This is a genomic window from Marinomonas sp. KMM3893, from assembly GCF_004352855.1.
In the GTDB taxonomy this organism is placed as follows: Bacteria; Pseudomonadota; Gammaproteobacteria; order Pseudomonadales; family Marinomonadaceae; genus Marinomonas; species Marinomonas arenicola.
This window is the reverse complement of sequence record NZ_SJSC01000002.1, coordinates 681,120-705,151: the sequence shown is the minus strand read 5'-3', so window position 1 is coordinate 705,151 and position 24,032 is coordinate 681,120. Positions and strand designations below refer to the sequence as shown.

Annotated in this window: 23 protein-coding genes; 6 read left to right on the top strand and 17 right to left on the bottom strand. The window is 45.7% G+C overall.

Going from position 1 to position 24,032, the window contains the following annotated elements; genetic code table 11:
- Positions 1-150: 150 nt before the first annotated feature.
- Together E0D71_RS07730 and E0D71_RS07725 are read left to right on the top strand one after the other, a co-directional pair.
- Positions 151-2,535, top strand: coding sequence for a methyl-accepting chemotaxis protein (locus E0D71_RS07730; protein WP_133002720.1), 2,385 nt, complete (start codon positions 151-153; stop codon positions 2,533-2,535).
- A 248-nt stretch (positions 2,536-2,783) separates the two neighbouring features.
- A complete protein-coding gene (locus E0D71_RS07725; protein ID WP_133002719.1) occupies positions 2,784-4,016 on the top strand; it encodes a sugar MFS transporter in 1,233 nt (410 codons plus the stop codon).
- Positions 4,017-4,069: 53 nt separating this feature from the next.
- Here E0D71_RS07725 and E0D71_RS07720 read toward each other — a convergent pair whose 3' ends face one another.
- From E0D71_RS07720 to ffh, 10 genes are all read right to left on the bottom strand, one after another.
- The gene (locus E0D71_RS07720) at positions 4,070-5,182 is read right to left on the bottom strand and encodes a GGDEF domain-containing protein (protein WP_165942967.1); all 1,113 of its coding nucleotides are present in this window, start codon (positions 5,180-5,182) and stop codon (positions 4,070-4,072) included.
- A gap of 93 nt (positions 5,183-5,275) precedes the next feature.
- Positions 5,276-6,001 carry a 16S rRNA (uracil(1498)-N(3))-methyltransferase gene (locus E0D71_RS07715; RefSeq protein ID WP_133002717.1) on the bottom strand — a complete coding sequence of 242 codons (726 nt, stop codon included), beginning with the start codon at positions 5,999-6,001 and terminating at the stop codon, positions 5,276-5,278.
- Positions 6,002-6,089: 88 nt separating this feature from the next.
- On the bottom strand, positions 6,090-7,475 hold the full coding sequence (gene thrC, locus E0D71_RS07710) for a threonine synthase (protein ID WP_133002716.1): 1,386 nt from the start codon (positions 7,473-7,475) through the stop codon (positions 6,090-6,092).
- Positions 7,476-7,487: 12 nt separating this feature from the next.
- Positions 7,488-8,789 (bottom strand): homoserine dehydrogenase, encoded by a 1,302-nt coding sequence (locus E0D71_RS07705; protein WP_133002715.1) that lies wholly within the window; start codon positions 8,787-8,789, stop codon positions 7,488-7,490.
- A 146-nt stretch (positions 8,790-8,935) separates the two neighbouring features.
- On the bottom strand, positions 8,936-9,655 hold the full coding sequence (locus E0D71_RS07700; RefSeq protein WP_133002714.1) for a thioredoxin fold domain-containing protein: 720 nt from the start codon (positions 9,653-9,655) through the stop codon (positions 8,936-8,938).
- Positions 9,656-9,759: 104 nt separating this feature from the next.
- On the bottom strand, positions 9,760-10,122 hold the full coding sequence (gene rplS / locus E0D71_RS07695; RefSeq protein WP_133002713.1) for a 50S ribosomal protein L19: 363 nt from the start codon (positions 10,120-10,122) through the stop codon (positions 9,760-9,762).
- A gap of 68 nt (positions 10,123-10,190) precedes the next feature.
- Positions 10,191-10,943, bottom strand: coding sequence for a tRNA (guanosine(37)-N1)-methyltransferase TrmD (gene trmD / locus E0D71_RS07690; protein ID WP_133002712.1), 753 nt, complete (start codon positions 10,941-10,943; stop codon positions 10,191-10,193).
- Between the two features lie 21 nt (positions 10,944-10,964).
- Positions 10,965-11,510: a ribosome maturation factor RimM gene (gene rimM / locus E0D71_RS07685; protein ID WP_133002711.1), complete on the bottom strand. Its 546-nt coding sequence runs from the start codon at positions 11,508-11,510 to the stop codon at positions 10,965-10,967.
- 15 nt (positions 11,511-11,525) lie between these two features.
- Positions 11,526-11,774: a 30S ribosomal protein S16 gene (gene rpsP, locus E0D71_RS07680; protein ID WP_012071436.1), complete on the bottom strand. Its 249-nt coding sequence runs from the start codon at positions 11,772-11,774 to the stop codon at positions 11,526-11,528.
- Between the two features lie 177 nt (positions 11,775-11,951).
- Positions 11,952-13,334: a signal recognition particle protein gene (gene ffh / locus E0D71_RS07675; RefSeq protein WP_133002710.1), complete on the bottom strand. Its 1,383-nt coding sequence runs from the start codon at positions 13,332-13,334 to the stop codon at positions 11,952-11,954.
- 130 nt (positions 13,335-13,464) lie between these two features.
- Here ffh and ccsA point away from each other — a divergent pair, with 130 nt between their 5' ends.
- The 3 genes from ccsA (at position 13,465) to E0D71_RS07660 (ending at position 16,127) form a co-directional block, all read left to right on the top strand.
- Positions 13,465-14,232, top strand: a complete 768-nt coding sequence (gene ccsA, locus E0D71_RS07670) for a cytochrome c biogenesis protein CcsA (protein WP_133002709.1) — start codon at positions 13,465-13,467, stop codon at positions 14,230-14,232.
- Between the two features lie 82 nt (positions 14,233-14,314).
- Entirely contained in the window at positions 14,315-15,571 is a 1,257-nt protein-coding gene (locus E0D71_RS07665) for an HlyC/CorC family transporter (protein WP_133002708.1), read from the top strand.
- 10 nt (positions 15,572-15,581) lie between these two features.
- The gene (locus E0D71_RS07660) at positions 15,582-16,127 is read left to right on the top strand and encodes an NUDIX hydrolase (RefSeq protein ID WP_133002707.1); all 546 of its coding nucleotides are present in this window, start codon (positions 15,582-15,584) and stop codon (positions 16,125-16,127) included.
- Here E0D71_RS07660 and E0D71_RS07655 read toward each other — a convergent pair.
- From E0D71_RS07655 to E0D71_RS07635, 5 genes are all read right to left on the bottom strand, one after another.
- On the bottom strand, positions 16,105-16,416 hold the full coding sequence (locus E0D71_RS07655) for an NGG1p interacting factor NIF3 (protein ID WP_133002706.1): 312 nt from the start codon (positions 16,414-16,416) through the stop codon (positions 16,105-16,107). The two genes, E0D71_RS07660 and E0D71_RS07655, sit on opposite strands and share 23 nt — an antisense overlap.
- A gap of 167 nt (positions 16,417-16,583) precedes the next feature.
- Positions 16,584-17,315, bottom strand: coding sequence for an amino acid racemase (locus tag E0D71_RS07650; RefSeq protein ID WP_133002705.1), 732 nt, complete (start codon positions 17,313-17,315; stop codon positions 16,584-16,586).
- Positions 17,315-18,505, bottom strand: a complete 1,191-nt coding sequence (locus E0D71_RS07645; RefSeq protein ID WP_207923345.1) for a DegT/DnrJ/EryC1/StrS aminotransferase family protein — start codon at positions 18,503-18,505, stop codon at positions 17,315-17,317. The genes E0D71_RS07650 and E0D71_RS07645 overlap by 1 nt, the downstream gene beginning before the upstream one ends.
- Positions 18,506-18,515: 10 nt before the next feature.
- Positions 18,516-19,829: a histidinol dehydrogenase gene (hisD, locus tag E0D71_RS07640; protein WP_133002703.1), complete on the bottom strand. Its 1,314-nt coding sequence runs from the start codon at positions 19,827-19,829 to the stop codon at positions 18,516-18,518.
- 661 nt (positions 19,830-20,490) lie between these two features.
- Entirely contained in the window at positions 20,491-21,396 is a 906-nt protein-coding gene (locus E0D71_RS07635; RefSeq protein ID WP_133002702.1) for a LysR family transcriptional regulator, read from the bottom strand.
- Between the two features lie 150 nt (positions 21,397-21,546).
- Here E0D71_RS07635 and E0D71_RS07630 point away from each other — a divergent pair, with 150 nt between their 5' ends.
- A complete protein-coding gene (locus tag E0D71_RS07630; RefSeq protein ID WP_133002701.1) occupies positions 21,547-22,557 on the top strand; it encodes a D-cysteine desulfhydrase in 1,011 nt (336 codons plus the stop codon).
- A gap of 70 nt (positions 22,558-22,627) precedes the next feature.
- Here E0D71_RS07630 and E0D71_RS07625 read toward each other — a convergent pair whose 3' ends face one another.
- Together E0D71_RS07625 and greB are read right to left on the bottom strand one after the other, a co-directional pair.
- On the bottom strand, positions 22,628-23,491 hold the full coding sequence (locus E0D71_RS07625) for a DUF72 domain-containing protein (protein ID WP_133002700.1): 864 nt from the start codon (positions 23,489-23,491) through the stop codon (positions 22,628-22,630).
- Positions 23,488-23,997, bottom strand: coding sequence for a transcription elongation factor GreB (gene greB / locus E0D71_RS07620; protein ID WP_133002699.1), 510 nt, complete (start codon positions 23,995-23,997; stop codon positions 23,488-23,490). Before greB ends, E0D71_RS07625 begins: the two co-directional genes overlap by 4 nt.
- Positions 23,998-24,032: the final 35 nt, after the last annotated feature.

Genomic DNA, 24,032 nt, shown 5'->3' with positions numbered 1-24,032 from the left:
ATTGATACCAAAGATTAACATAAATCCTTTACCCTTTTTTATGCAGCTGGGATTTAATCAAGACAATTTTTTTGCGCTTTCTTTACTAAAGCGTTAATAACGGTTTATATTTTTATATGATTTAGATTAAATCAATTTTTAGGATGAAAAATGGCTTTATCAATTAAGATGCGTTTGGTTCTAATGGGCACCTTGCTAGCAGTCGTTCCTACTATTGTTGTGGGATTAATATTAAGCAACAATGCCCTAAACGAAGGAACGAGTGCCTTACAAGACAGCGCTCAAAAACAGCTCGCGCTGTCGCGAGATCTAACCGCAGAGTCTGTTGAAACCTATTTTTCATTGATTGATCGACAAATCGCCAGCTTATCCCATAACAACAGCACCTTAGCGGCCGCCAAGGCTTTCTCAAGCGCTTTTAACGCCTTTCCAACTACGACCACCGCCGCAGACGATGAAAAACTAAACGACTACTATCAGCAGCAATTCGATAAGAATTATCAAACACTTAATGCGGGTGAATCCAGCAACCCAGACGCATTGTTAACCGCATTAAGTCCTATTGCCAAAGCCATGCAAGAAGCCTACATCAGCAATAATCCAGCCCAATTAGGTCAAAAAGACAGCTTAAACAGCGCAGGCAATGATTCTGCATACGATAAAGTTCACCAAGAATTCCACCCTATGTTTCATGAGTTCCAACAGCGCTTTGGTTTCTATGATGTGTTTCTGGTCGACGCAAACAGCGGTCATGTCGTGTATAGCGTTTTTAAAGAACTCGATTTTGCCACCTCGCTGCTCTCTGGACCTTATAAAAATACCGGTTTAGCGCAAGCGTTCAAACACGCGGTTAAAGCGCCAAAAGACACCACCTATCTCACAGATTTTTCTCCTTATGGTCCATCCTATAATGCCGCGGCGTCTTTTATCTCTACGCCAGTGATTGATAATGGCAAAACCATTGCGGTGTTGATTTTCCAAATGCCTATTGACCGCATCAGCTCAGTGATGTCTCACCATCAAAACTGGGCTGCCAGTGGATTAGGGGAAACAGGGCAAACCTACCTGGTGGGTAGCGACTATCTAATGCGCAGTAACGAGCGTTTATTACTGGAAAATAAAACGGCCTTTTTAGAAAAAGTAAAAGCCATCAAGCTACCGCCAAAAACGTTGGATGAAATTGCCCATCGAGGCACAAGCATCAACCTTCTTAAGGTAACCGGAGAAGGTGTGAAAAAAGCAATTAATGGCGAAACAGGCTTCATTCAAGAAACCAACTATTTGGGCGTCCCTGCCCTGTTTGCCTACAAACCCTTAAATATCCAAGGCATGAATTGGGCCATTATCAGTGAAATCAGCGAAGCCGAAGCCCTCAAATCCGTCTATCAATTACAAGCAAGGATTTACACCACGCTGGCCATTGTCTCTGTCATAGCCCTCATTGTTGGCGCTCTTCTAGGCTTACTGGTTGCCAACATCATAGTTCGCCCAATTAAAGCAATGGGTGAAATGATGCACGACATCGCCATGGGCGAAGGCGATCTAACTCAGCGTTTACCCATAAAACGCAAAGACGAACTCGCGTATTTAGCAGCAGGCATCAATTTATTTATCGCCCACATCGATAAAACATTTTCTTCGGTTTTGGCATCCGTCACTCGCCTGAAGCCCATTTCAGAAGACATGGCCGATGTAAACGGCCAACTGTCTATCGCCACACAACAACAGAAGAACCAAGCTGAGCAAGTTAACATTTGCTTATCTGATACCAATGATTCCACTTTGCAAGTAAAAGCCGAACTGGAGCAAATTAGCGAAGCCACGATAGAAGGCAACAAGATAGTTCATTCGAGCAGTCAGGTGGTTAATAACGTCGCTCAAACAATGGACGAGCTGTCCAAAGACATTAGTCTCGCCGTCGACGCGCTTTCAAAGCTCAAAGACGATACCGATAGAATCGCTGGCATTATTGATGTGATTAATGGCATTTCAGAACAAACCAATCTGTTGGCGCTCAACGCGGCGATTGAAGCGGCACGAGCGGGTGAAACCGGTCGTGGGTTTGCGGTCGTGGCTGACGAAGTTCGTTCATTGGCATCCAAAACGCGCCAATCCACCGACGAAGTCGCCAGCATGGTTGAAGCCATTCAAAGCGGTACGCTAGAAGTTGTGAAACGCATGGAGAAAAGCAAAATTAATGCTGAGCAGTCGTCGAAAAACACCGGGGACGCCACGGATTCTTTGTCCCAAGTACAAGCCGCGATGGAAACCATCTCACATAAAGTCGAGCAAATTTCCCATGCGATAAAAAGCCAACAAAACAACTTCCTTGATGTCACCGCCCATTATGACGAGATGAAGCAAAGCTTTGTGGCGATCAACCAACAAACCGAACATTCCACTTTGGTTGGCTACGATGTCATCAAACTCGCCGACAGCATCATTGTGAATATCAACCAATTCCAAGTAACCGATAAGCAATGGTCTACCGATCGTCGCGACTTCACTCGTCACGTTGACCCACAAGATAAATAATCCCGCCAAATAACCTACTCCAGCCAGCTCACAAACGAGGCTGGAGTATGTTACATAAAATACGGCTAGGTAATATTTCCTTACAGTAGAGTGCCTATTTAGGAATTTATTAGGACACTTATGTCACACAACGCCCCCCGACACACTTAAGCGCCTTTACGGTGCTATGATGCCGTGATTTTTTGATTTGGATAACTATTCTAAAGATAAAAAACGAACAATCCTCGTTTAAACTGATCGGAAAAATTATGAAAAACACGTCATCTATGGCTGAAAAGCCACAGTTAAATCAACGCTTTGCGTTCGTTGCTCTCACATCCTTGTTTTTTATGTGGGGGTTTATTACATCGCTTAATGACATTCTAATCCCACACTTAAAAGGCGTTTTTGACCTTTCCTATACACAGGCGATGCTAATTCAATTCTGCTTTTTCGGCGCCTATTTTATTGTTTCTGTTCCAGCCGGTAACCTTGTTAAGAAAATTGGCTTCCAACGCGGCATAGGCATCGGATTAATGATTGCAGCAGCGGGCTGTTTACTCTTTATTGCCGCCGCAAAAGCGCAACTTTATATCATTTTTCTAGGCGCTCTTTTTGTCTTAGCGTCCGGCATCACTATTTTACAAGTCGCCGCTAACCCTCTTGTCACCATTATGGGGCCTTCCGAGACCGCATCCAGTCGCTTAACGCTTTCACAAGCATTCAACTCGTTAGGAACAACCCTTGCTCCTTTAGTTGGTGGCGCACTACTGTTTACCGCTGCAGGTCAATATGCGTCCAAAGCGCAAGAAGCAGAAAGCGTGATCTTCCCTTATATAGGGTTAGCCGCAGCGCTTGTTATTTTGGCGATTATCTTCACTCGCATTAGTCTGCCAACGCCCTCGAATGTCGAAGAAGAAAGCACAGCAGCACCAGACATCAGTATCTTAAGTTACCGCCATTTGGTGTTAGGTGCTGTGGCTATCTTTATGTACGTTGGCGCGGAGGTCTCTATTGGGAGCCTACTCGTTAACTTCTTTGGCCTTGATAATATTGCAGGGCTGGCCGAAGCAGATGCCGCTCACTACGTTGCGTATTACTGGGGAGGCGCTATGGTTGGGCGCTTTATCGGGGCAGCGCTGATGCAGCGAATGTCGGCAAGCAAACTGCTTACCATGAACGCTTTATTGGCCATTGTCTTGATTGTAAGCACGATCTTAAATGACGGTCACATTGCCATGTGGTCTATCTTATTAGTGGGTTTCTTTAACTCAATTATGTTCCCGACGATTTTCAGCCTCGCCCTTAGCGGCTTAGGCGCACAGACCAGTCGCGGCTCTGGCTTACTTTGTTTGGCCATTGTAGGTGGTGCAATTTTACCCGTCATTCAAGGCTCTCTGGCTGACTCTATTGGCCTACAGATCTCCTTTGTTATGCCTGTTATTTGCTACCTATACATTGCGTACTATGGGGCTATCGGCTCCAAAGTTCGCACTCACTAAATAGCAAAAAGTCCTCCTTAAAATATTTTAAGGAGGACTTTCAAGCCAACCAATCACACGCAGATATTGTTTCTACCAGCGTCTTTTGCTTTATATAGCAAGCTATCAGCCGCCTTCAAGGCCAGAGCCAAAGGGTGATCAGTTCCTAATGGAACGATACCAAAGCTGGCGGTGATGCGTATCTCTTGCTCATCGTAATTAAAATCATACCCTTCTATAGCCTGACGAATTTTCTCGGCGACTTCTATCGCTTGGCCTAAGTAAGCGTCATTAAGTGCCAGTAAAAATTCTTCTCCTCCCCAGCGAGATAACCAAGCGCCTTCAGGCAGCTCTTTTTGTATTAGTCTGGCAAGCGAACGGAGAATAAAATCACCACAATCATGGCCGTATTGATCATTTATGTTTTTAAAATAATCCACGTCAATTAACACCAAACGCAGCTCAGCGCCTTCAGCCTCCTCTAAGCGTTGCTGCATCCCTCGCCTATTCAATAGCTGCGTTAAAGGGTCTGTTTCAGCCTGTTCCTTAAGCTGCTTTGACGATTCATGCAAAGCTTTATTAAAACGCGACATGGAATATTCATAAATAGTCGACAAGAAAAATACCACGATAAAAGATGCGATTACACGAAACCTTAGGTCTTCATCATAGTGAAAAGCAAAACCATAAACACTCGCAAAAAAATACAGAATGACGATAAGCAGCAAGGTAAAAATGACCATCTCGATCACGCCTCGCTTTATCCCTTGGATAAACAAAGACACAGCAGGAACACAAAAAATCCATACATACCCTGTGCCATTAACACCACCGGTGAAAACGAGATACAGCATGAGAAAATACAGAGGATAGATGATTATATTAGCGCAGATCTCATGGTTTCTAGTTCGCCTAAGATAAAACTGGTTGATACAAAAGATGAATGCGAAACACAGCAAAACAAGGGCAAGCCAAGTATTAGAACGGTATAGCGCCGCAATACCCAGTGGGAAGGTAAAGACTATACCGACGATGGAAAACAGATTAACGAGCAAGGTGCGACGAATTTGCTCGGAAAATATCTCACCAGACAGGCCGAAATAAAAAACGTGATGAACACAACGCTGCATCAAGTTTTTATTATCGCGCTGAGCATCAGGCCGGCAACCACGAGCTACTTCGCTCATTCCTCTCTCCTTCATTTGCTTACTACACTCTGAAAATACGTAGAGTTTCCCTACTGAGCAGTATTAAGAGAAATTAACAGAGATTAGGGGACATTAACAACCAGCAGGATACAGTCTCGACAACAACACAGGTACGACGGTTTCTACTCTAAGAATACGATCCCCTAGGTGCACAGACTCCATCCCAGCTTCGAGCCATTTTTCTACTTCAAACTCATTCCAGCCACCTTCTGGCCCCAAAGCCAACACGCAAGGCTCTTTGATCGCCACAGGGCACGCCTTCGCTTGATATGGGTGAGCAAGTAGCCCTCGCTTATCCGCGACAATCGCAGGCAATTGGTCTTCTACAAAGGGACGAAAACGCGGGATCATGTGACACACAGGCATAATGGTGTCTTTCGCTTGCTCCAGCCCTTCCAATAACGACTGCTGGATAGAATCCTGCTGCAGCACAGGGCTCTGCCAATAGCTTTTTTCCACTTTTGCAGAATGAATCAGATAGATTTCCTTTACCCCCATCGCACTGATATTTTGCAACGTTCGCTTGAGCATATTAGGCCTTGGTAAGGCCATCACTAACACCATAGGCAAGGCAGCGGGCGGTTCAGAATGCAAGGTCAATGAATGAATAACACCAGGGTTTGAGTTTTCTGGCGCCTGATAAACACCTTCACCGATTCCGCCGTTGAGCAAGCCCACACGTAATACATCGCCAGTGACCGCCTTGATAACCTTTGACACATGCAATTGTTGACGCTCAGTTAACGCATATTGCCCGCTACTGGGCTCATTATTTGGATCAAGTAAAATTAAGTTCATAGAAAGTAACTGGTAGGAAAGGTAAAAGAAGAAAAGCCGGCCCTCACAGAGAGCCGGCTTTATTTATCATTAACTCACTATTGCGCGGCTAAATACGCTCGGCAACAAATGATTGAACCTCGTCTAAGCTGTTGTCTAGCACAGTGTAAGACTCTTCTCGCTCAAAAAGATCCTTCATATGCTCAGGCAAACTTGGCGATTGGCAACCGGCCTTTTCAACCGCTTCTGGGAACTTCACCGGATGCGCTGTTGCTAGAGTAATCATAGGCACAGATTTGTCTTTCCAACACTGACGTGCGGCTTCCAAACCAATTGCCGTATGAGGATCAAGAAGATACTGAGTAGATGCAAACACATCAGCAATCACATCACAGGTTTTCTTGTCATCCACTTTGTAACTGTCGAAATTATCTTTAACAAATGACCAAGCTTGATCATTAAGGGATACATCCCCCTTGTTAAAGCGTGCCATCAAGTCATCGATTGCGACGCCATCGCGGCCATGAGCATCAAACAACAAGCGCTCAAAGTTACTCGATACCATAATATCCATGCTTGGCGACAAGGTAACGTTTAGTGACTGGCGACTCATGTCGTTTTCTGAAATTACACGGTGCAAAATGTCATTCTGGTTCGTCGCAACAACCAATTGATCGATCGGCAAGCCCATTTGTTTAGCAAGGTAACCCGCGAAAATATCACCAAAGTTACCGGTTGGCACAGAGAAAGACACCTTACGATGTGGCGCACCAACAGACAAAGCCGATGAAAAGTAGTAAACAACTTGAGCCATGATGCGTGCCCAGTTGATTGAATTCACCGCGCCCAGCTTGGCGCCTTTCAAGAAAGATTGATCCGCAAAGCTAGACTTCACCATACCTTGGCAATCGTCAAAGTTACCTTTCACTGCGATATTGAAAACATTGTCATCAATAACCGTCGTCATTTGGCGACGTTGCACTTCAGACACTCGTTCATATGGGTGCAGGATAAAAATATCTAAATGCTCAGAATGACGGCAACCTTCAATAGCGGCTGAACCTGTGTCACCTGATGTCGCACCAAGAATCACAAGCTTCTCTTTACGCTCAGACAGAACATAATCCATCAAACGCCCGAGCAATTGCAGTGCAAAATCTTTAAATGCCAAGGTAGGTCCACGGAATAACTCAAGTATCCATTCGTTATTGCCAACTTGAACCATAGGCGCTACAGACGAATGATTGAAGCTCGAGTACGCTTCATCGATCATACGCTTAAACGCATCCGCAGGAATGTCGCCTTCCACAAAAGGCCACATCACTTTAAAAGCAAGTTCTTGGTAACTTAGATTCGCCCAGGAGGCAATGTCTTCTTTACTATAATGAGGTAAGGTTTCTGGCACATACAAACCGCCATCATTCGCCAAACCAGCCAATAGCACATCGCCAAAAGACAAGGCAGGTGCTTTACCACGAGTTGAAATATATTTCATGATTGTTTCCCCTTAAGCCAATGTTTCGACACGAATACGTTGAACAGTACCCGCAACATCTGGCAAGGCTTCAATTTCAGCAATGGCTGCATTCATAGAACGCTCTTTCACGTCATGGGTCATGACTACCAGCGGCACAAGGTCGCTGCCTTCACGCTCACGCTGAATCAAAGACTCAATGCTAATGCCATTTTTGGATAAGATCTGAGTGATATTCGCCAACACACCAGCGCGGTCTTGGATCGTCATATTCAAGAAGAAACCACATTCAATTTCTTCAATAGGTAGAATATTAACATCAGACAAGGCATCCGCTTGGAAGGCCAAATGCGGCACTCTGTTGGTAGGATCTGACGTCAAAGTACGCGCAACATCAATGACATCAGCCACAACCGATGAGCCTGTTGGCATAGCGCCAGCGCCCGCACCATAAGTCAAAGTAGGACCGACCGCGTCGCCTTTTACCATGACCGCATTCATCACACCATTCACATTGGCCAATAACTGCTTATTCGAGATCAACGTCGGATGGACGCGCAGCTCAATGCCATTTTTAGTGCGGTTAGCAATGCCCAAATGTTTGATGGCATAACCTAGATCACGCGCAAAAGCGACGTCTTCAGAGGTAATACGACTGATGCCTTCGGTATAGGTTTTCTCAAACTGCAAAGGAATACCAAATGCAATAGAGGCTAAAATAGTCAATTTATGAGCGGCATCAATACCTTCTACATCAAATGTAGGATCTGCTTCGGCATAACCTAATGCTTGCGCTTCTTTTAGCACATCATCAAAATTCCGACCTTTTTCACTCATCTCAGTCAGAATAAAGTTGCCCGTACCATTAATGATACCCGCCAACCAATCAATGCGATTTGCAGACAAACCTTCACGAAGAGATTTGATAATAGGAATACCGCCAGCCACAGCGGCCTCAAAGGCAACAATAACGCCTTTTTCTTGTGCTCTTGCGAATATCTCATTGCCGTGTTCTGCAATGAGTGCTTTGTTAGCAGTTACCACATGTTTGCCATTTTTGATGGCGGTTAGCACGAGCTCTTTCGCGACGGATGTGCCACCAATAAGCTCAAGAACAATATCAATCTCTGGATTATTCACGACATCAAAAATGTCGCGGGTCATGTTCACTCCGGTGGTGTCGCATGCATCGTTATCGCGACGTGCCCCTACTTGCTCAATTACGATTGAACGGCCGACACGTCGTGTAATTTCTTCTGCGTTTTTACGCAGAATATTAAAACTGCCAGAACCTACCGTTCCCAGCCCACAAATTCCGACTTTTACCGGTTTCAAAACAATACCCCACAGAGATAATTTAATTTTTATACGATGTTCATTTCCAACATCTAAGCCTTGCCATTATAGCGTCAGAGTGAATTAAACCCAACGAAGAATACCCTGAACACGGCTCATGTTTAGTGGAATATTTCGCGATAAAGCTATAACCCAAGCTCTTTCGCTAATTCATTCGCAGGCAAATAGCCAGGAATCAACTGACCGTCTTGCAAGACAATCGTTGGAGTACCGCGAACGCCAATGGAATTCCCTAGGTTATAGTCATCTGCAACTGGGTTTACACAGGTGTTTTCTGGTATCGCGTCACCTTCTTTGGCTTTCGTTAACCAACCTTTAGGATCATCAGAACACCAGATGCTAACCATTTTTTTGTAGGAGTCAGAACCAAGCCCAGCACGAGGGTAAGCCAAATAACGCACCGTAATGCCCATTTCATTTAGCTTAGGAACTTCTTTGTGCAGCATACGGCAATAGGCACAATCGACATCCGTAAACACTGTGATATGCGCTTTTTCCTTAGCGGCTTTAAAGACAATCATTCTAGAAACAGGTAACGCCTCTATCTCGGCAAGCTTCGCTTTCTGGGTTTCGTTTTCTACGGCCGTGCCATTGATATGATAAATATCCCCCGTAGTGAAATATTTTCCATCGGCAGTAACGTGCAAAGCCGGTCCATCTTTTAAGGTCACCGTGTATAAGCCTGAACCAGAATGAAGTTCAATATTTTCTATACTGTATTGAGGTAGCGCCTGTTGCACAGCGGCATCTACTTCCGCTTTACCAGCAAAAGCAAGAGAGGAAAATAAAACAGGGAGGGAAGTGATTATTGCGTATCGAGAAAAGAGCTGAAAGAAGGGCGTCATTGATAACCTCAAGCAAATAAGAGTAATCAACATTAGGCCACAACCCTAGGAGGAAGTTCCATAAAAAAAGGCGACTTTCGTCGCCTTTTTTTAACACAGAAAAATTAACGTTTAGCCAATTTCTCTTTAATACGTGCTGATTTACCAGAACGCTCGCGTAGGTAGTAGATCTTAGCCTGACGCACGTCACCGCGACGTTTAACTTCGATGCTTTCAACAATTGGGCTATATGTTTGAAAAGCACGCTCAACACCGATACCGCTAGAGATTTTACGAACGGTAAATGCTGAGTTAAGACCGCGATTACGCTTAGCAATTACAACACCTTCATAGGCCTGTAGACGCTCGCGTGAACCTTCTTTAACTTTAACTTGAACAACAACAGTGTCACCAGGACCGAAGGCTGGGACTTCTTTTGTCATCTGTTCAGCTTCAATTTGCTGAATCAGTTTAGTTTTATTACTCATGGATGTGACTCCTAATGATATGGTTTCTTGCCAAGCGAAGGTTCTTCTCTTTGACAAGCTCGTAATTCCTACTCTGCCGAGGTTGAATCTTCAGTTTCACGAATAAACTCTTCTAACAGCTTCTGCTGTTCCTTGTCCAACTCAAGGTCTTGCAGAAGGTCTGGCCGGCGTTGCAAAGTTCTTCCGAGCTTTTGCTTTAATCGCCAGCGTCTAATCTCCTCATGGTTGCCACTAAGCAGTACAGAAGGGACAGATTCGCCATCCAACACTTCTGGTCGAGTATAATGCGGGCAATCTAACAAACCGTCTGCAAACGAATCTTCGTCCGCAGAAGCCTGCTTTCCTAGCACTCCAGGAACCATACGAAGTACGGCATCCATCAGCACCATAGCCGGCAACTCGCCACCACTTAGAACAAAGTCGCCAATCGACCATTCTTCATCAATCTCAGATTGAATTAAACGCTCATCAACGCCTTCATAACGACCTGCTACCAGAATAAATTCTGCTTGTTTAGCAAGCTGTTGCACACCTTCTTGCGTCAGCGTACGCCCTTGAGGGGATAGATAAATAACTTTTGCGTTCGGCACCAATAACTTGGCACTTGTAATCGCATCTTTGAGAGGCTGAACTTTCATCAGCATCCCAGGACCACCACCATAAGGTCGATCATCCACAGTTTTATGTCTGTCATGGGTGAAATCTCGAGGATTAATAAAATCCATCGACACTAAACCAGACTTAATGGCTCTGCCCGTTACTCCATATTGGGTAATGGCTTGAAACATCTCCGGAAAAAGCGATATAACACTGACCTTCACGTTATGACTCCAGCTTTACGCTTAAAATTCTGGATCCCAATCAACCACCATTTCCTGCTGTTCTAGATTAATATCTACAACATAAGACCCTGGCGCATAGGGGATCAAGCGTTCTTCGCGATCAAAACTGCCTTCACACGCACGGACAACGACAACATCATTCGCACCGGTTTCCATAAGCTGAGAAACCTTCCCCAAGAGGACACCCTCTTTGGTAATAACCCTAAGACCTTCCAGCTGACTCCAGTAGTAATCACCTTCCTCTAACGCTGGGAGCTCTTTGCCATCAATGTAGATGTCCATACCGCAGATTTCTTTTACAAGATCTCTGTCGCTATAACCTTTCACTGATGCCACCAAACCACGACCTTGCAGTCGTCCTTGGCTTAATTCAACGGTCTTCCACCCACTAGGAGTTTTCAACCACCAATGCTTGTAATCAAAGATTCCTTGCATTGGGTCGGTGTGTGAATATAACTTCACCCACCCTTTAACACCGTAAACCGATGTAATGCGTCCAACCACAAGGGCTTGCTCAGGAGCGGCCGCTTGTTTTAATTCAGACATAGCATTACCTCAGTATTAAGCGTTTTTGCTAGCATCTTTTACAAGCTGCGCAGCACGGTCAGAAAGTTGAGCGCCTTGGCTAACCCAGTGGTTTACGCGATCTAGATCGATGCGTAGACGTTCTTCTTGACCACGAGCTACAGGGTTAAAGAAACCCAAACGCTCGATGTAACGACCATCACGTGCACGACGGCTATCAGCCACGTTCAAATGATAGAATGGGCGCTTTTTAGAGCCACCACGAGAAAGACGAATAGTTACCATATTATTGGTTCCTTATTGCTTAACGAAACGCCTCTTGCCGAGTCGATTTTTGACTCATACTACAAGAGGGCGGCATATTCTAGTCGATTAACCAGAAAAACAAAAGGGCGAATTGCTCGCCCAGACATTAAAAACGACAGTTTTTTAACTGCCGTTAATAAAAACAACAAGATACGGCTATAGCTTAGGGAATCCACCGCCACCTGGCATACCACCACCCGGCATCATTCCACCTAAACCACGCATCATTTTTTTCATTCCGCCTTTGGCCGTCATTTTTTTCATCATCTTCTGCATTTGCTTATGCTGCTTCAAAAGACGATTCAAATCTTGAATCTGTAAACCGGCACCCTTGCTAATACGTTTTTTACGAGAACCGTTAATCACATCCGGATTACGACGCTCCGCTGGCGTCATTGAATTAATCAATGATTCCATTTGAACGAACATATTGTCGTTCACCTTGTCTTGAATATTGCCCAGCTGCCCCATTCCAGGAAGCTTATCTAACATGGAACTCATGCCGCCCATGTTTTTCATTTGCTGAAGCTGTTCTTTAAAATCTTCTAGATCGAAGCCTTTGCCTTTTTTCAGCTTGCCTGCAAGCTTCTCGGCTTTTTCTTTATCGATCTTTTGCTCAGCTTCCTCAATTAGGGAAAGCATGTCGCCCATACCAAGAATACGAGACGCCAAACGATCTGGATGGAAAGGTTCAAGCGCGTCGGTTTTTTCACCCACACCCAAGAACTTAATTGGCTTACCGGTAATGTGACGAACCGATAGTGCTGCACCACCGCGAGCATCACCGTCTGTTTTGGTTAGGATGACACCCGTTAAAGGCAATACATCACCAAACGCTTTCGCCGTGTTCGCCGCATCCTGACCTGTCATTGCATCGACAACGAACAAGGTTTCAATCGGATTAATCGCACCATGAAGCGCTTTGATTTCTGCCATCATGGCATCATCAATGGCCAAACGGCCTGCCGTATCGACAATCAATACATCTTTATGTGCTTTACGCGCATAATCGATCGCGTTGTTCGCGATGTCGATTGGCTTTTGAGAAATATCACTAGGAATAAAGTCAACGCCGACTTCACCCGCCAACGTCTCAAGCTGTTTAATCGCCGCTGGACGATACACATCCGCACTGACAACCGAGACGGATTTTTTCTCACGCTCCGTTAAGTATTTCGCCAGTTTCGCCGCCGAAGTGGTTTTACCCGCCCCTTGCAGACCAGCAAGCAAGATAACCGCTGGACGAGCCACACGAAGGTTTAACCCATCGTTTGCTTCACCCATGACTTTTTCAAGTTCTTGCTTAACGATTTTTAAGAAAACTTGGCCAGGGCTTAAGCTTTTTGTAACTTCGGTTCCAACCGCGCGCTCTTTGACAGCGGCGATGAAATCCTTAACAACAGGCAGCGCAACATCGGCTTCAAGAAGTGCCATACGCACATCACGAAGCACATCTTTAATATTGTCTTCTGTTAATTTGGCGCGACCTCGAATACGATCAAGCGAGGAAGTTAAGCGATTCGATAAATTGTCGAACATATTGCCCTCAAATTTTTTGTCCTATATGGAAAAAACCGACTTTCACGGTTTATCCAAGGTGAAATTCCCCCTATTATAACGGATAAATGATTGTCACCCTATACCTTTACTCTATGGATCCTTTAGTTTCATGACTCAATTATCGCTTTGGCTCGCTTGTTTTGCTTGTATAGTGGCTAGTTTAGCCTACTACTTCCGCCCTCAAGCCCGCTCAACACAACTGTTCGGTGCCGCAGCGATAGCATTGCACACCCTGTCTTTGAGCCAGACATTATTTAGCCAAGATGGTTTTAACTTTCTTACCATTGGGTTATTGATTGCCGCTATTGGTAATGCTTTTCTTTGGTTAAGCAATAGAGACAAAGACTTATCACTGCTCATTGCCATTGCCTTTCCTTTAACCGCCATCATTATTGCACTCAATGCCATTGAGCCTTGGAACCTAAAACAGCTGCACAGTGAATCGTGGGGGACCAGCGTTCACATCCTTATTGCGTCGGTCGCTTATAGTTTATTTACCGCGGCCTGCGGCGTCGGCATACTGCTCGCAATCCAAGAGTACCAACTCAAACACCACCGCCTAAAACAGCTGCTACGAGTACCACCATTACAAGTACTGGAGCGCCTGATGTTCGAATTCATTTGGGCCGCCTTCATTCTTTTAACCGTAACCATTGCAACTGGCTTCTACTTTATTGAAGATATGTTTGCTCAGCACCTTGTGCATAAGACATTTTTCACTATCGCATCCTGGTTTGTGTTTGCAGGGCTTTTGTTAGGACGTCATTTTGCTGGTTGGCGCGGCCAATTGGCGGTTAAACTGACCATCAGCGGATTCTTTTTGTTGATGCTTGCCTATTTTGGTAGCAAGATTGTCTTACAAATTTTACTCCATTAATTCATGATGCATGAAAGTCGTTTGACAGCGACTTTTTAAGCACTAATAATCCGTTTATCTAAACAGTTGAGGCAATCCCTTTTTGAACGATGTTCCCTTAGGTATTCTTAGTGGAATACTGGTTTCTCTTATCTTTCTTTCTGCGTTCTTTTCCAGTTCTGAAACTGGCATGTTATCGCTGAATAAATATCGACTAAAGCACTTGGTAAAGAGCAAGAACCGCTCTGCCATCAAGGTCAGCACGTTATTAGAAAGACCTGATCGCTTAATTGGTTTGATCCTAATCGGAAATAACTTCGTTAATATCCTAGCGTCGGCCATTGCGACTATTATTGCCGTGCGTATTTGGGGGGATGCTGGGGTTGCGATTGCAACAGCGGCACTGACGGTGATCGTCTTGATCTTCGCTGAAGTGACGCCGAAAACTCTGGCCGCCATCCATCCAGAGAAAATTGCCTTTCCTGCCTCTTGGATTCTGGCGGTATTGCTCAAAGTTTTTTACCCCGCTGTGTTCTTTATTAACATGCTGTCAAACGGGCTACTAAGATTGGTCGGCGTCAATGCCTCACAACGCAATCATGACACGCTGGATTCCGAAGAACTCAGAACCGTAGTAAATGAAGCCAGTGGCCTTATTCCTGCGGCTCACCAAGAAATGCTGATCTCTATTTTGGACTTAGAAAAAGTCTCAGTAGAAGACATCATGATCCCACGAAATGAAGTGGTCGGTATCGACATTGAAGACTCTATTGAAGAGATCATCGAACAAATATGCCAAAGCCGCCATACACGCATGCCTGTCTATAACGGCGAAATAAACAAAGTCATTGGTATTTTACACGCGCGTCATGCGGCGGTTTTCTTACGCGAGCAAACACCCTCTAAAGCGGCGCTATTAAAAGCCACCGTTGAGCCTTACTTCATTCCAGAAAGTACGTCATTAAACACAGTGCTATTGAACTTCCAAAAAGACCACCAGCAAATGGGCATAGTGGTTGATGAATACGGTGATGTTCAAGGTATTGCTGCGCTGGAAGACGTATTAGAAGAAATCGTTGGGGAGTTCACGCCGCCAACTCAAGAAGAAGAAGACGAAATACAGCCATTGGATGATGGTTCATTCAAAGTGGACGGCTCCACTCACATTCGAGACATTAACAAAACCCTTGAATGGCATCTGCCAACCGATGGCCCAAAAACGCTAAACGGACTCATCATTGAAACACTGGAATTCATCCCAGAGCACCCAATTAGTCTGCAAGTAGGCCATTACCTCATTGAGATCCAAGAGATTGAAGACAAGGTTGTGAAGTTCGCCAAACTAAAGCTAAAACACTAAGGACATCGTCATGAGATTTTGCCCACAATGCGGCCACGCAGTAGACATGATTATTCCTGAAAACGACAACCGAGTTCGTGCCGTTTGTCCGAATTGTGAGCACATTGACTATGACAACCCGCGCCTAATAACCGGCACCATTCCTATGTACCAGGGCAAACTATTACTTTGCCGCAGAAACATAGAGCCGAGATTTGGCTATTGGACTTTGCCAGCCGGGTTCATGGAAAACCAAGAAACCACAAGCGAAGGCGCCCTCAGAGAAACACTGGAAGAAAGCGGCTCTCACGCCATTTGCCGACAAGCTTTTAGCATGATCAGCATTCCTCATATCAATCAAATACATTTATTTTATTTGGCCGATTTGCAAAAGGATGATTTTCACGCCACATCAGAAAGCTCAGAAGTCGCACTGTTTGAACTGTCTGATATTCCTTGGGACGAGTTGGCGTTCTCTAGCGTTACGAAAACACTAGAGCTCTTTATTGAGGATCATAAAACAGGAAAGTATGGCTTCCATGAAGACACCCTGATCATTGACTCTGTATCTGAATAAAGTGATAAGCAACTTCCTCATAAGGGTGAGCACTGAGCAGCGCCCTTGTGACTTCTGCTTTCACGTCATCCTTAAGCACCATTTCCACTCGATACTCTTCTACTTTTTCTAACGCGCCCACTTCACCAAGAAAAGGGTTTGCATTCAGGTTAGGTCGAAATTGCCCTTCGCCTTTCACTTGCCAACAACACTGATCGTAATCGCCAATTGAGCCAGCACCAGCTAAAAACACCGCCGTTTTCACTGCCTCTAGATGCGTTTCTGGAACATAAAACACCAACGAGTACATTGCGCCTCTCCTGTTAATTTCACTTTTACTTTTCACTTCACTGCTTGCCTATTTAATGCCAAACGACGAACAAATCATAGGCGAAGACGATGACGGCGAAAGAAGAAAAGCAAAAAAAACGGCCAGCACCCTAAGCACCGACCGTCACACCAAGAAAGAAAAAGAGCTTAATCCTCTGCATCAAGACCTAACGCTTCACGCACAATCGCATGCGCCAACAACTCAGAGGCATCGTATACCGGCAGAGACGTTTTTAACTGATCGCCAATTACCGACAATTCAGTACACGCCAACACCAAACACTCAGCACCTTGCGCTTCTAAATCTTCCGCAGCTTGTTGGTAATTTTGCAATTGTTCTGGCGTCTGCCGCTTCGCTTTTACTGCGCGAATCAAAGCCATAACCTGCTGTTGTTTTTGTGACTCTGGATAAAGAACCTCGGCACCGTACTTGGCACACCAAGGCTCATACAGATGAATAATTTGCAGCGCCGAAGACGCTAATAAACCCACTTTCGTTAGATTAGGGTTCATCGCTTTCGCATGCCCAGCAGTCAGTTCAATCAAATTAAACACAGGCACATCAACCGCGGCGGCGATTTGAGGGTAATAATGGTGAGCCGTGTTGCAAGGAATGACCAAAAAGTCCGCTCCTTGCTTCACTAGCCCCTGTGCCATACCAATCAAACAAGGTGCAGGATCTTCTCCGCCACCTTCAATCAATGCTTTAATGCGAGACGGGATTTTCGGGTTATTGTCTACCAGCACATGAATGTGATCCACATCATCGGCCGCCGGCGTCAGGTCAATAATGCGCTGCATTAAATCCACTGTTGCCTCAGGCCCCATGCCACCAATAACACCGACGACCTTCTCTTTACCCGCACTTGCTTTCGCCATTATTCACACTCTCCTATTACTTCAACGATAATCTCAGCAATCAAGGCGCAATCCTCTTCACTAAAGGTCAATGGAATTCGCATGTCCAACAAGGAAGCCAGAATCTGCTCAGTTTTAGGCAACTTGGGTATATCTTCAAGATAACGCCAACTGTCATAACGGCTCGTGTAATCTTTCGGTTCGGCGTCACCAAACCACTTCAGCACCACCCCACGCTCGCCACAACGCTTAACGACATCAAGCATTTGGGGAGCACCGAATGAAGGCAAAGAAAACTGAATGGAACTACCAACAAAGGCTTCCGCGGCCGGCCGCTCAGGAAGCAAAATATCAGCACAAGGCGTCAAAATAGCTTCAATCACACGATAACGACAACTCCAGCGCTCACATTGGGCATCTAAGTTCGCAATTTGAGGTCGTAAAATAGCCGCACGAAGATTGTCCATGCGACCACTGTAGTTTGGCGTATCAAATCGGATTTGCTCAAAGGCTTCTTTTGGCGGTGCTGCAAAGTGACGCTCATACAACATATAAGACCCAGAATACATAATGGCGCGTGCCATCACATCACTATGACGAGTGGTTAAAAAGCCACCTTCACCAGAATTGACATGCTTGTATGTTTGCGCACTAAAACACGCAATATCGCCAAATGTGCCGCTCTTCTTACCATTCCAACTGGCGCCCATGGTATGGGCACAATCTTCAATTAAAAACAAATGGTAGCGTTCACAGATCGCCATAATACGATCCATATCTGCCAAGTGCCCGCGCATATGAGAGAGCATAAAAAACTTAGCACCCGAGCTGGCAGCCTTCGATTCAAGGTCTTCTAAATCAATGCAATAATCATCCGCTACATCGACAAACACAGGCACTGCGCCACTGTTATGAATAGAACCTGGAACAGGTGCCAGCGTAAAAGCGTTACACAAGACCTTATCGCCAGATTGCACGCCTGCGGCACGCATTGCGACATGCAGAGCGTAGCCACCAGAGGAGCAAGCCAAACAATAAGGCACGCCCTGATATTCCGCGAACTCGATTTCTAATAAATCTGTTTCGCTTTTTTCATCAGGAAGCGTGTTATAGCGATGCAATCGACCTGAACGCATCACATTAAGCGCCGCCGAAATGCCTTCTTCAGGGATCGCTTCCTGCTGAGTAAAGGGTTTATTGAATACTTTCACCAGCCACTCCTCAGTCGTAACGCTTCTGATCGTAGACAGTGAAGTCCCACTCTTTTTCAGGGAAGAATTTACGAAGTCGCCAATCACAAGCGCGGGCATGACCTTCCATACCTTCGGTACGAGAAATTCGTGAGCCTGCGCCACTGAACGCCAAGTTAGCCTCTTCATCCAACTCTTGATAGGTCAGCACTTTCATAAACTTCTGTACGTTTAGACCACCACTGTAACGGGCGGCTTTTTTCGTCGGTAGAATATGATTAGTGCCTGAACACTTATCACCTTGGGTCACTGTGCTGCCTTCCCCTAAAAACAGAGAACCATAATTATTCAGATTGTTTTTCCACCAATCGAGATCCTGCGCCAAAATCTGCAAATGCTCACAGGCATATTCATCACTAATACGAACCAATTCATCACGATCATCAGCCAAAATCACCACACCATGATCACGCCACGCCGCTTCACAGACATCCGCATTGGGCATGTCTGCAATCACATGAGGCATGATTTCAATGACTTTCTCGCCAATTTCACGACTGTCGGTAAATAGCCAAACCGGTGAGTTAGTTCCATGTTCCGCCTGTGACACAAGATCCACAGCAATGGTCATCGGGTCCGCTGTTTTGTCGGCAATAATGGCGGACTCCGTTGGTCCAGCAAACACATCAATGCCGACAGAGCCAAAGAGCATGCGCTTTGCTTCTGCCACATAGGCATTACCAGGCCCTACCAGAATGTCGGCTGGTTTCCCTGTAAATAAGCCCTTCGCCATAGTGGCAACCGCATGGACCCCACCCATTTCGAGAATAACATCCGCCCCTGCGACGTCCATCGCATAAACCACAGCGGGGTTAACACTGTCACCACGTGGCGGTGAACAAGCCACCACAAAAGGCACACCAGCGGCTTTTGCCGTCGCCACACTCATTAGCGCAGAAGCGGCATGGGCATAACGGCCACCTGGCACATAACAGCCAGCGCATTGAACAGGAATAACACGTTGCCCTAAGCGAACGCCAGGCTCTGTTTCAATTTCAAAAGAAACCAAACTATTACGCTGAGCTTCAGCAAAACGCTTAATTTGACGGTGGGCAAAATCAATATCGTCTTTTACACTTTGTGGAACGCTGGCAATCAATGCCTGACGTTTTTCATCACTGAGAATGAATTCCCCCTGCCAGTTATCAAACTGCAGAGCATAGGCTTTAACAGCCTCTTCACCCTCTTCTTGAATTCGATGTAGCATGGTTTTTACTGCCGCTTGGATTTTTTCATCTTCATCCGCAACGACAGCACCAGATACCGCATTTTTCAAATATTCCATAAAGCACCTCTCACTGTTCTGAGGACCCTTTAGCGCCGCTCAATTGGCTCGCATGCTAGGGCTATACTCAAGACCAAACGCCTCTTTGTAACCCAATCAAATGGGTTACCACCTATGTAATCAGAGAAATTAAATTCGTCGCACCGTGTTCTGATACTAATGAGGCCTTGCCGTTGGCTCAAAGAACCTTGTTAGCAGAACAAAATAGCATCGAAAGAAACTGGGAAGCTGCATTGCATTACCCCTATAGATTTATTCTTATATGTTTGAATACAGATATTCTTCCTTGAGTAAGCCTTCACCTTAGAGATTTACGTAATCCGAGACCAATGCCTTTTTTGATCGCGATCGGTTACTTTTTCGCATAGGGTAATGTGCCGTGCTGGACGCCTTTTAAACGCGCTTAAAAATCTATTCTGAAGATTTTTAGCCTTCAAAAACAAAAAGATAGACCATTAACCACCCTCTTCCTCCAGAGGTTTTTAAGCCCTTAAAGTCGCTACGCCTTTCTGACCTCTGAAAACTCTCCAGCAATTAGGCGGATGATCACTTGTGTTTGCACTTAGTATGGTAAAAAAAAGGCAGCAGGACCCTCTTCTTTGATGAACATGCCCCTCTGAAAACAAAAAAGGCGTCATTTATAGTGACGCCCTTCTGATACTTAACACGCAGATTCATACAGCGTTGAAAGGTAATGCCAAAAACGTTCCGAAAAGTCGGAGTGTTTGCCTTTAAATCGGTAAATATTGATATCGAGATCGATCGATTTAAGAGGGGACTCCAGCACCGCCATACGATTTTCATCCAATTCGTTTTGAACTAAAGACTCAGGCAGCCAAGCGACCCCATAACCTTTCGCAACCAAAGCCTTTAACCCTTCAGCCAATGCATTTTCACATACCTTGTTGAGCGTCAGCTCACTGCCGGGCTCCGACAAACATTCGGGAGTTAGTAAACTGCCTAAAAACGATTCTTTAGGGTAAGTAAGCCACCTTAGACTCTCTTGCGTCACACTATAAACCGGATGGCCGTCAGGCTTGACCGCCGTGACAGGCACAATACGATCCGTGGTAATTTGGATCGTCTCTATGTCATCTCGATCCAATTGTCTAAAAATATCGGGGGAAGAAAAGCACAATAGAAAGTCGCCCGCACCGGCCAAAAAAGACTCCAAAGAATCGTGCAAGTTGTCCGTATTAACTCGAATCAGCGAGTCACCAATAAAAGGCTCGATTTGTTCTAACCAATCCGGGACGAAGGAAACGGCCAACGAATGCTGTGACATAACGACCATTTCTGCCGTATCGTTCACCAAAGACGTTAAATGGTTGCGCGAGGCGTAAATTTGTTTGGTTAGGCTTTCTGCCTGCTCTAAAAAAGCCGAGCCCGCCTCCGTAAACGTAGTGGGATATTGAGTGCGATCGACCAAGCTCACACCGAGCCAATTTTCCAACGATCGAATGCGCCGACTAAATGCGGGCTGAGTCACAAAGCGCGCTTCTGCGGCCTTCGAGAAACTGCCATTTTTGGCTAACGCCAGATAATCTTCTAACCACTTTAGCTCCACGGGACACCCTTTCTAAAACTGCCTTTTTTCGATGTTAGCATTGCTATGCTGAAAAGTAACCGAGACAAGATAAAACAGCATTGGGCAGTAGAAAATGGAGCCTGTAATCTCTAAATCAACTTAACGTCATCCCTTTATGGAGATATACCTATGCATCTTTCTCGCTTCCCTCGATTACATTTTGCCCACTTAGCCACACCCCTTGAGCCAATGACACGATTAAGCGAACACTTAGGCGGCCCTAAGTTATGGATTAAGCGCGATGACTGCACAGGTTTAGCGGGTGGCGGCAACAAAACACGCAAGCTGGAATTTCTCATGGGAGACGCCATCGAAAAAGGCGCAGACACCATTATTACTCAAGGTGCGACCCAATCTAACCACGCTCGCCAAACCGCGGCCATTGCCACCAAAATGGGCATGGCGTGTGAAATTCTGTTAGAAGACCGTACCGGCAGTAAGGACGTGGATTACAACTACAATGGCAATGTCTTGCTCGATCAACTGTTTGGCGCCACGCTCAGCAAATACCCAGCGGGCACCGACATGAATCAAGCCATGGAAGAAGTGGCTGAAAAACTGCGTAAAGCAGGCAAGAAGCCATACATTATTCCAGGAGGTGGCTCCAACCCAATTGGCGCACTTGGCTACGTGAACGCCGCACTTGAATTGCTAGCTCAAGCCAATGACATGGGACTCAAAATCGACCGTGTGGTTCATGCAACAGGCAGCGCAGGCACACAAGCAGGCTTGGTCACCGGCTTGGTGGCCACCAACAGTCTAATTCCAGTATTGGGCATTGGGGTGCGTGTACCGCAAGAAACCCAAGAAGCGAATGTATTTCGCTTGGCTGAAAAAACCGCAGAATATTTAAGCATTCCTGGTGTGGTGAAGCGCGAAGACGTGGTGGCAAATTGCAACTACGTGGGCGATGGCTACGGCATCCCAACGCAAAGTGGGTTAGAAGCCATTGAGTTATTTGCGCAGTACGAATCTATCTTGCTGGACCCTGTGTATTCTGCGAAAGGCGCCGCTGGCCTAATTGACTTGATTCGCAAAGGCGAATTTGGCAAAGATGAAAACATCGTCTTCCTACACACAGGTGGCAGCCAAGCGTTATTTGGTTACCGAGAAGCCTTTGATTTTAAAGATTATTGCTAATTACGCCTCCCCTTCGTATTAAGCAAAAAAGCGCCTTCTTGCTAAAGAGGCGCTTTTATTTTTTAAGCTGCTACCACAAACTCGCTTGCTCTTGGCTTTGGGGAAGCTGAAGCGACGGCTGATAATCGCCACACAAGCGCTGAACTCTTTGATCTAATGTGGCCGCCAATGTCGGCGCTGCAATGTTATCAGATGAATGCACAAACACCGTTGGTGTTAATTCTGCCACTAGCCATTGAGCCAACTTCACCGCCCACTGATCCAACCATTTGTCATTTAGCGGCAAATCCGGATGCCCTATAAAGCGCACCACAGGATGAGACGAGGTTGCAACAGGATGGCAAGGCACTCTTGGCTTCTTCTTTTGCGCATCCACCAAGCTGTCACAATACGCTTGCGTAGAAAAAACGGGGCGTGAATCCATAATCACCCGATTCACCCCTTTTTCCGCCAGCCCTTTTAAGAACAAGGACTCATAACCTGTTTTATCAAAATACGCCAGATGTCGTGTCTCCACGGATAAAGGAGCAGACAAATCCCACAAATCGCAAAGCAACATTATGCGCTCTAGCAAGCGTTCATCACACGCTGCAGGAAATTGCAGCATGGTCGGCCCAAGCTTGGACTGCAAAGGTTGCAGCGACGCCATAAAAACACGCCAGTCTTCAACGATGTCACGCCATGGCCGATCAAATAATCTATGGGTGACCGTTTGTGGTGCTTTAAAAGCAAAGCGAAAATCATCAGATACCACGGAATACCAACGCAACAGCTGCGCTTGGTCCACCTTAGTATAAAAAGTGCTGCCCACTTCAACCGTAGAAAAAACCTGAGAATAGCGCGCAATTCGTTCGGCGGCAGGCAAAGATGATGGGTATAACCAATTTACCCACGCCGGATGCTGCCACTGGGCCATGCCATAATAAATTTTCATGCTGCTGGCGCACGGTACTCTATGGTGTCGATTACATAACATTTCTCGCCAGCGGCTAAGCGAATCAGTACCTCGTCACCTTCTTCCTTTTTAAGCAGCGCACGCGCAACTGGGGAGTCGATGCTAATGTAAGCAGGGTTATGGTCTAACTCATCCGCGCCGACAATACGATATTCTTTTAAGGTGCCATCTTCGTCCTCAAGCGTTACCCAAGCACCAAAAAACACTTTTGACTGATCCGCAGGAAAACGATCGACCACAGTACACACATCCAGACGCTTTTCTAAATAACGTACGCGACGGTCGATTTCTCGTAATTGCTTCTTACCATAAATATATTCAGCATTCTCAGAGCGATCGCCTTGTGCTGCCGCTTCACGAACGGTTTCTGTCACCGCTGGACGCTTTTCTTTCCACAAATATTTTAGCTCCGCCAATAAAGCTTGAGCGCCCTCTTGTGTGATGTAGGCGGATTTTGGCGGGGAAGGTGGACGATACCGAGTCATTAATAACAACCTATTTAGTACAATGATAAAAATAA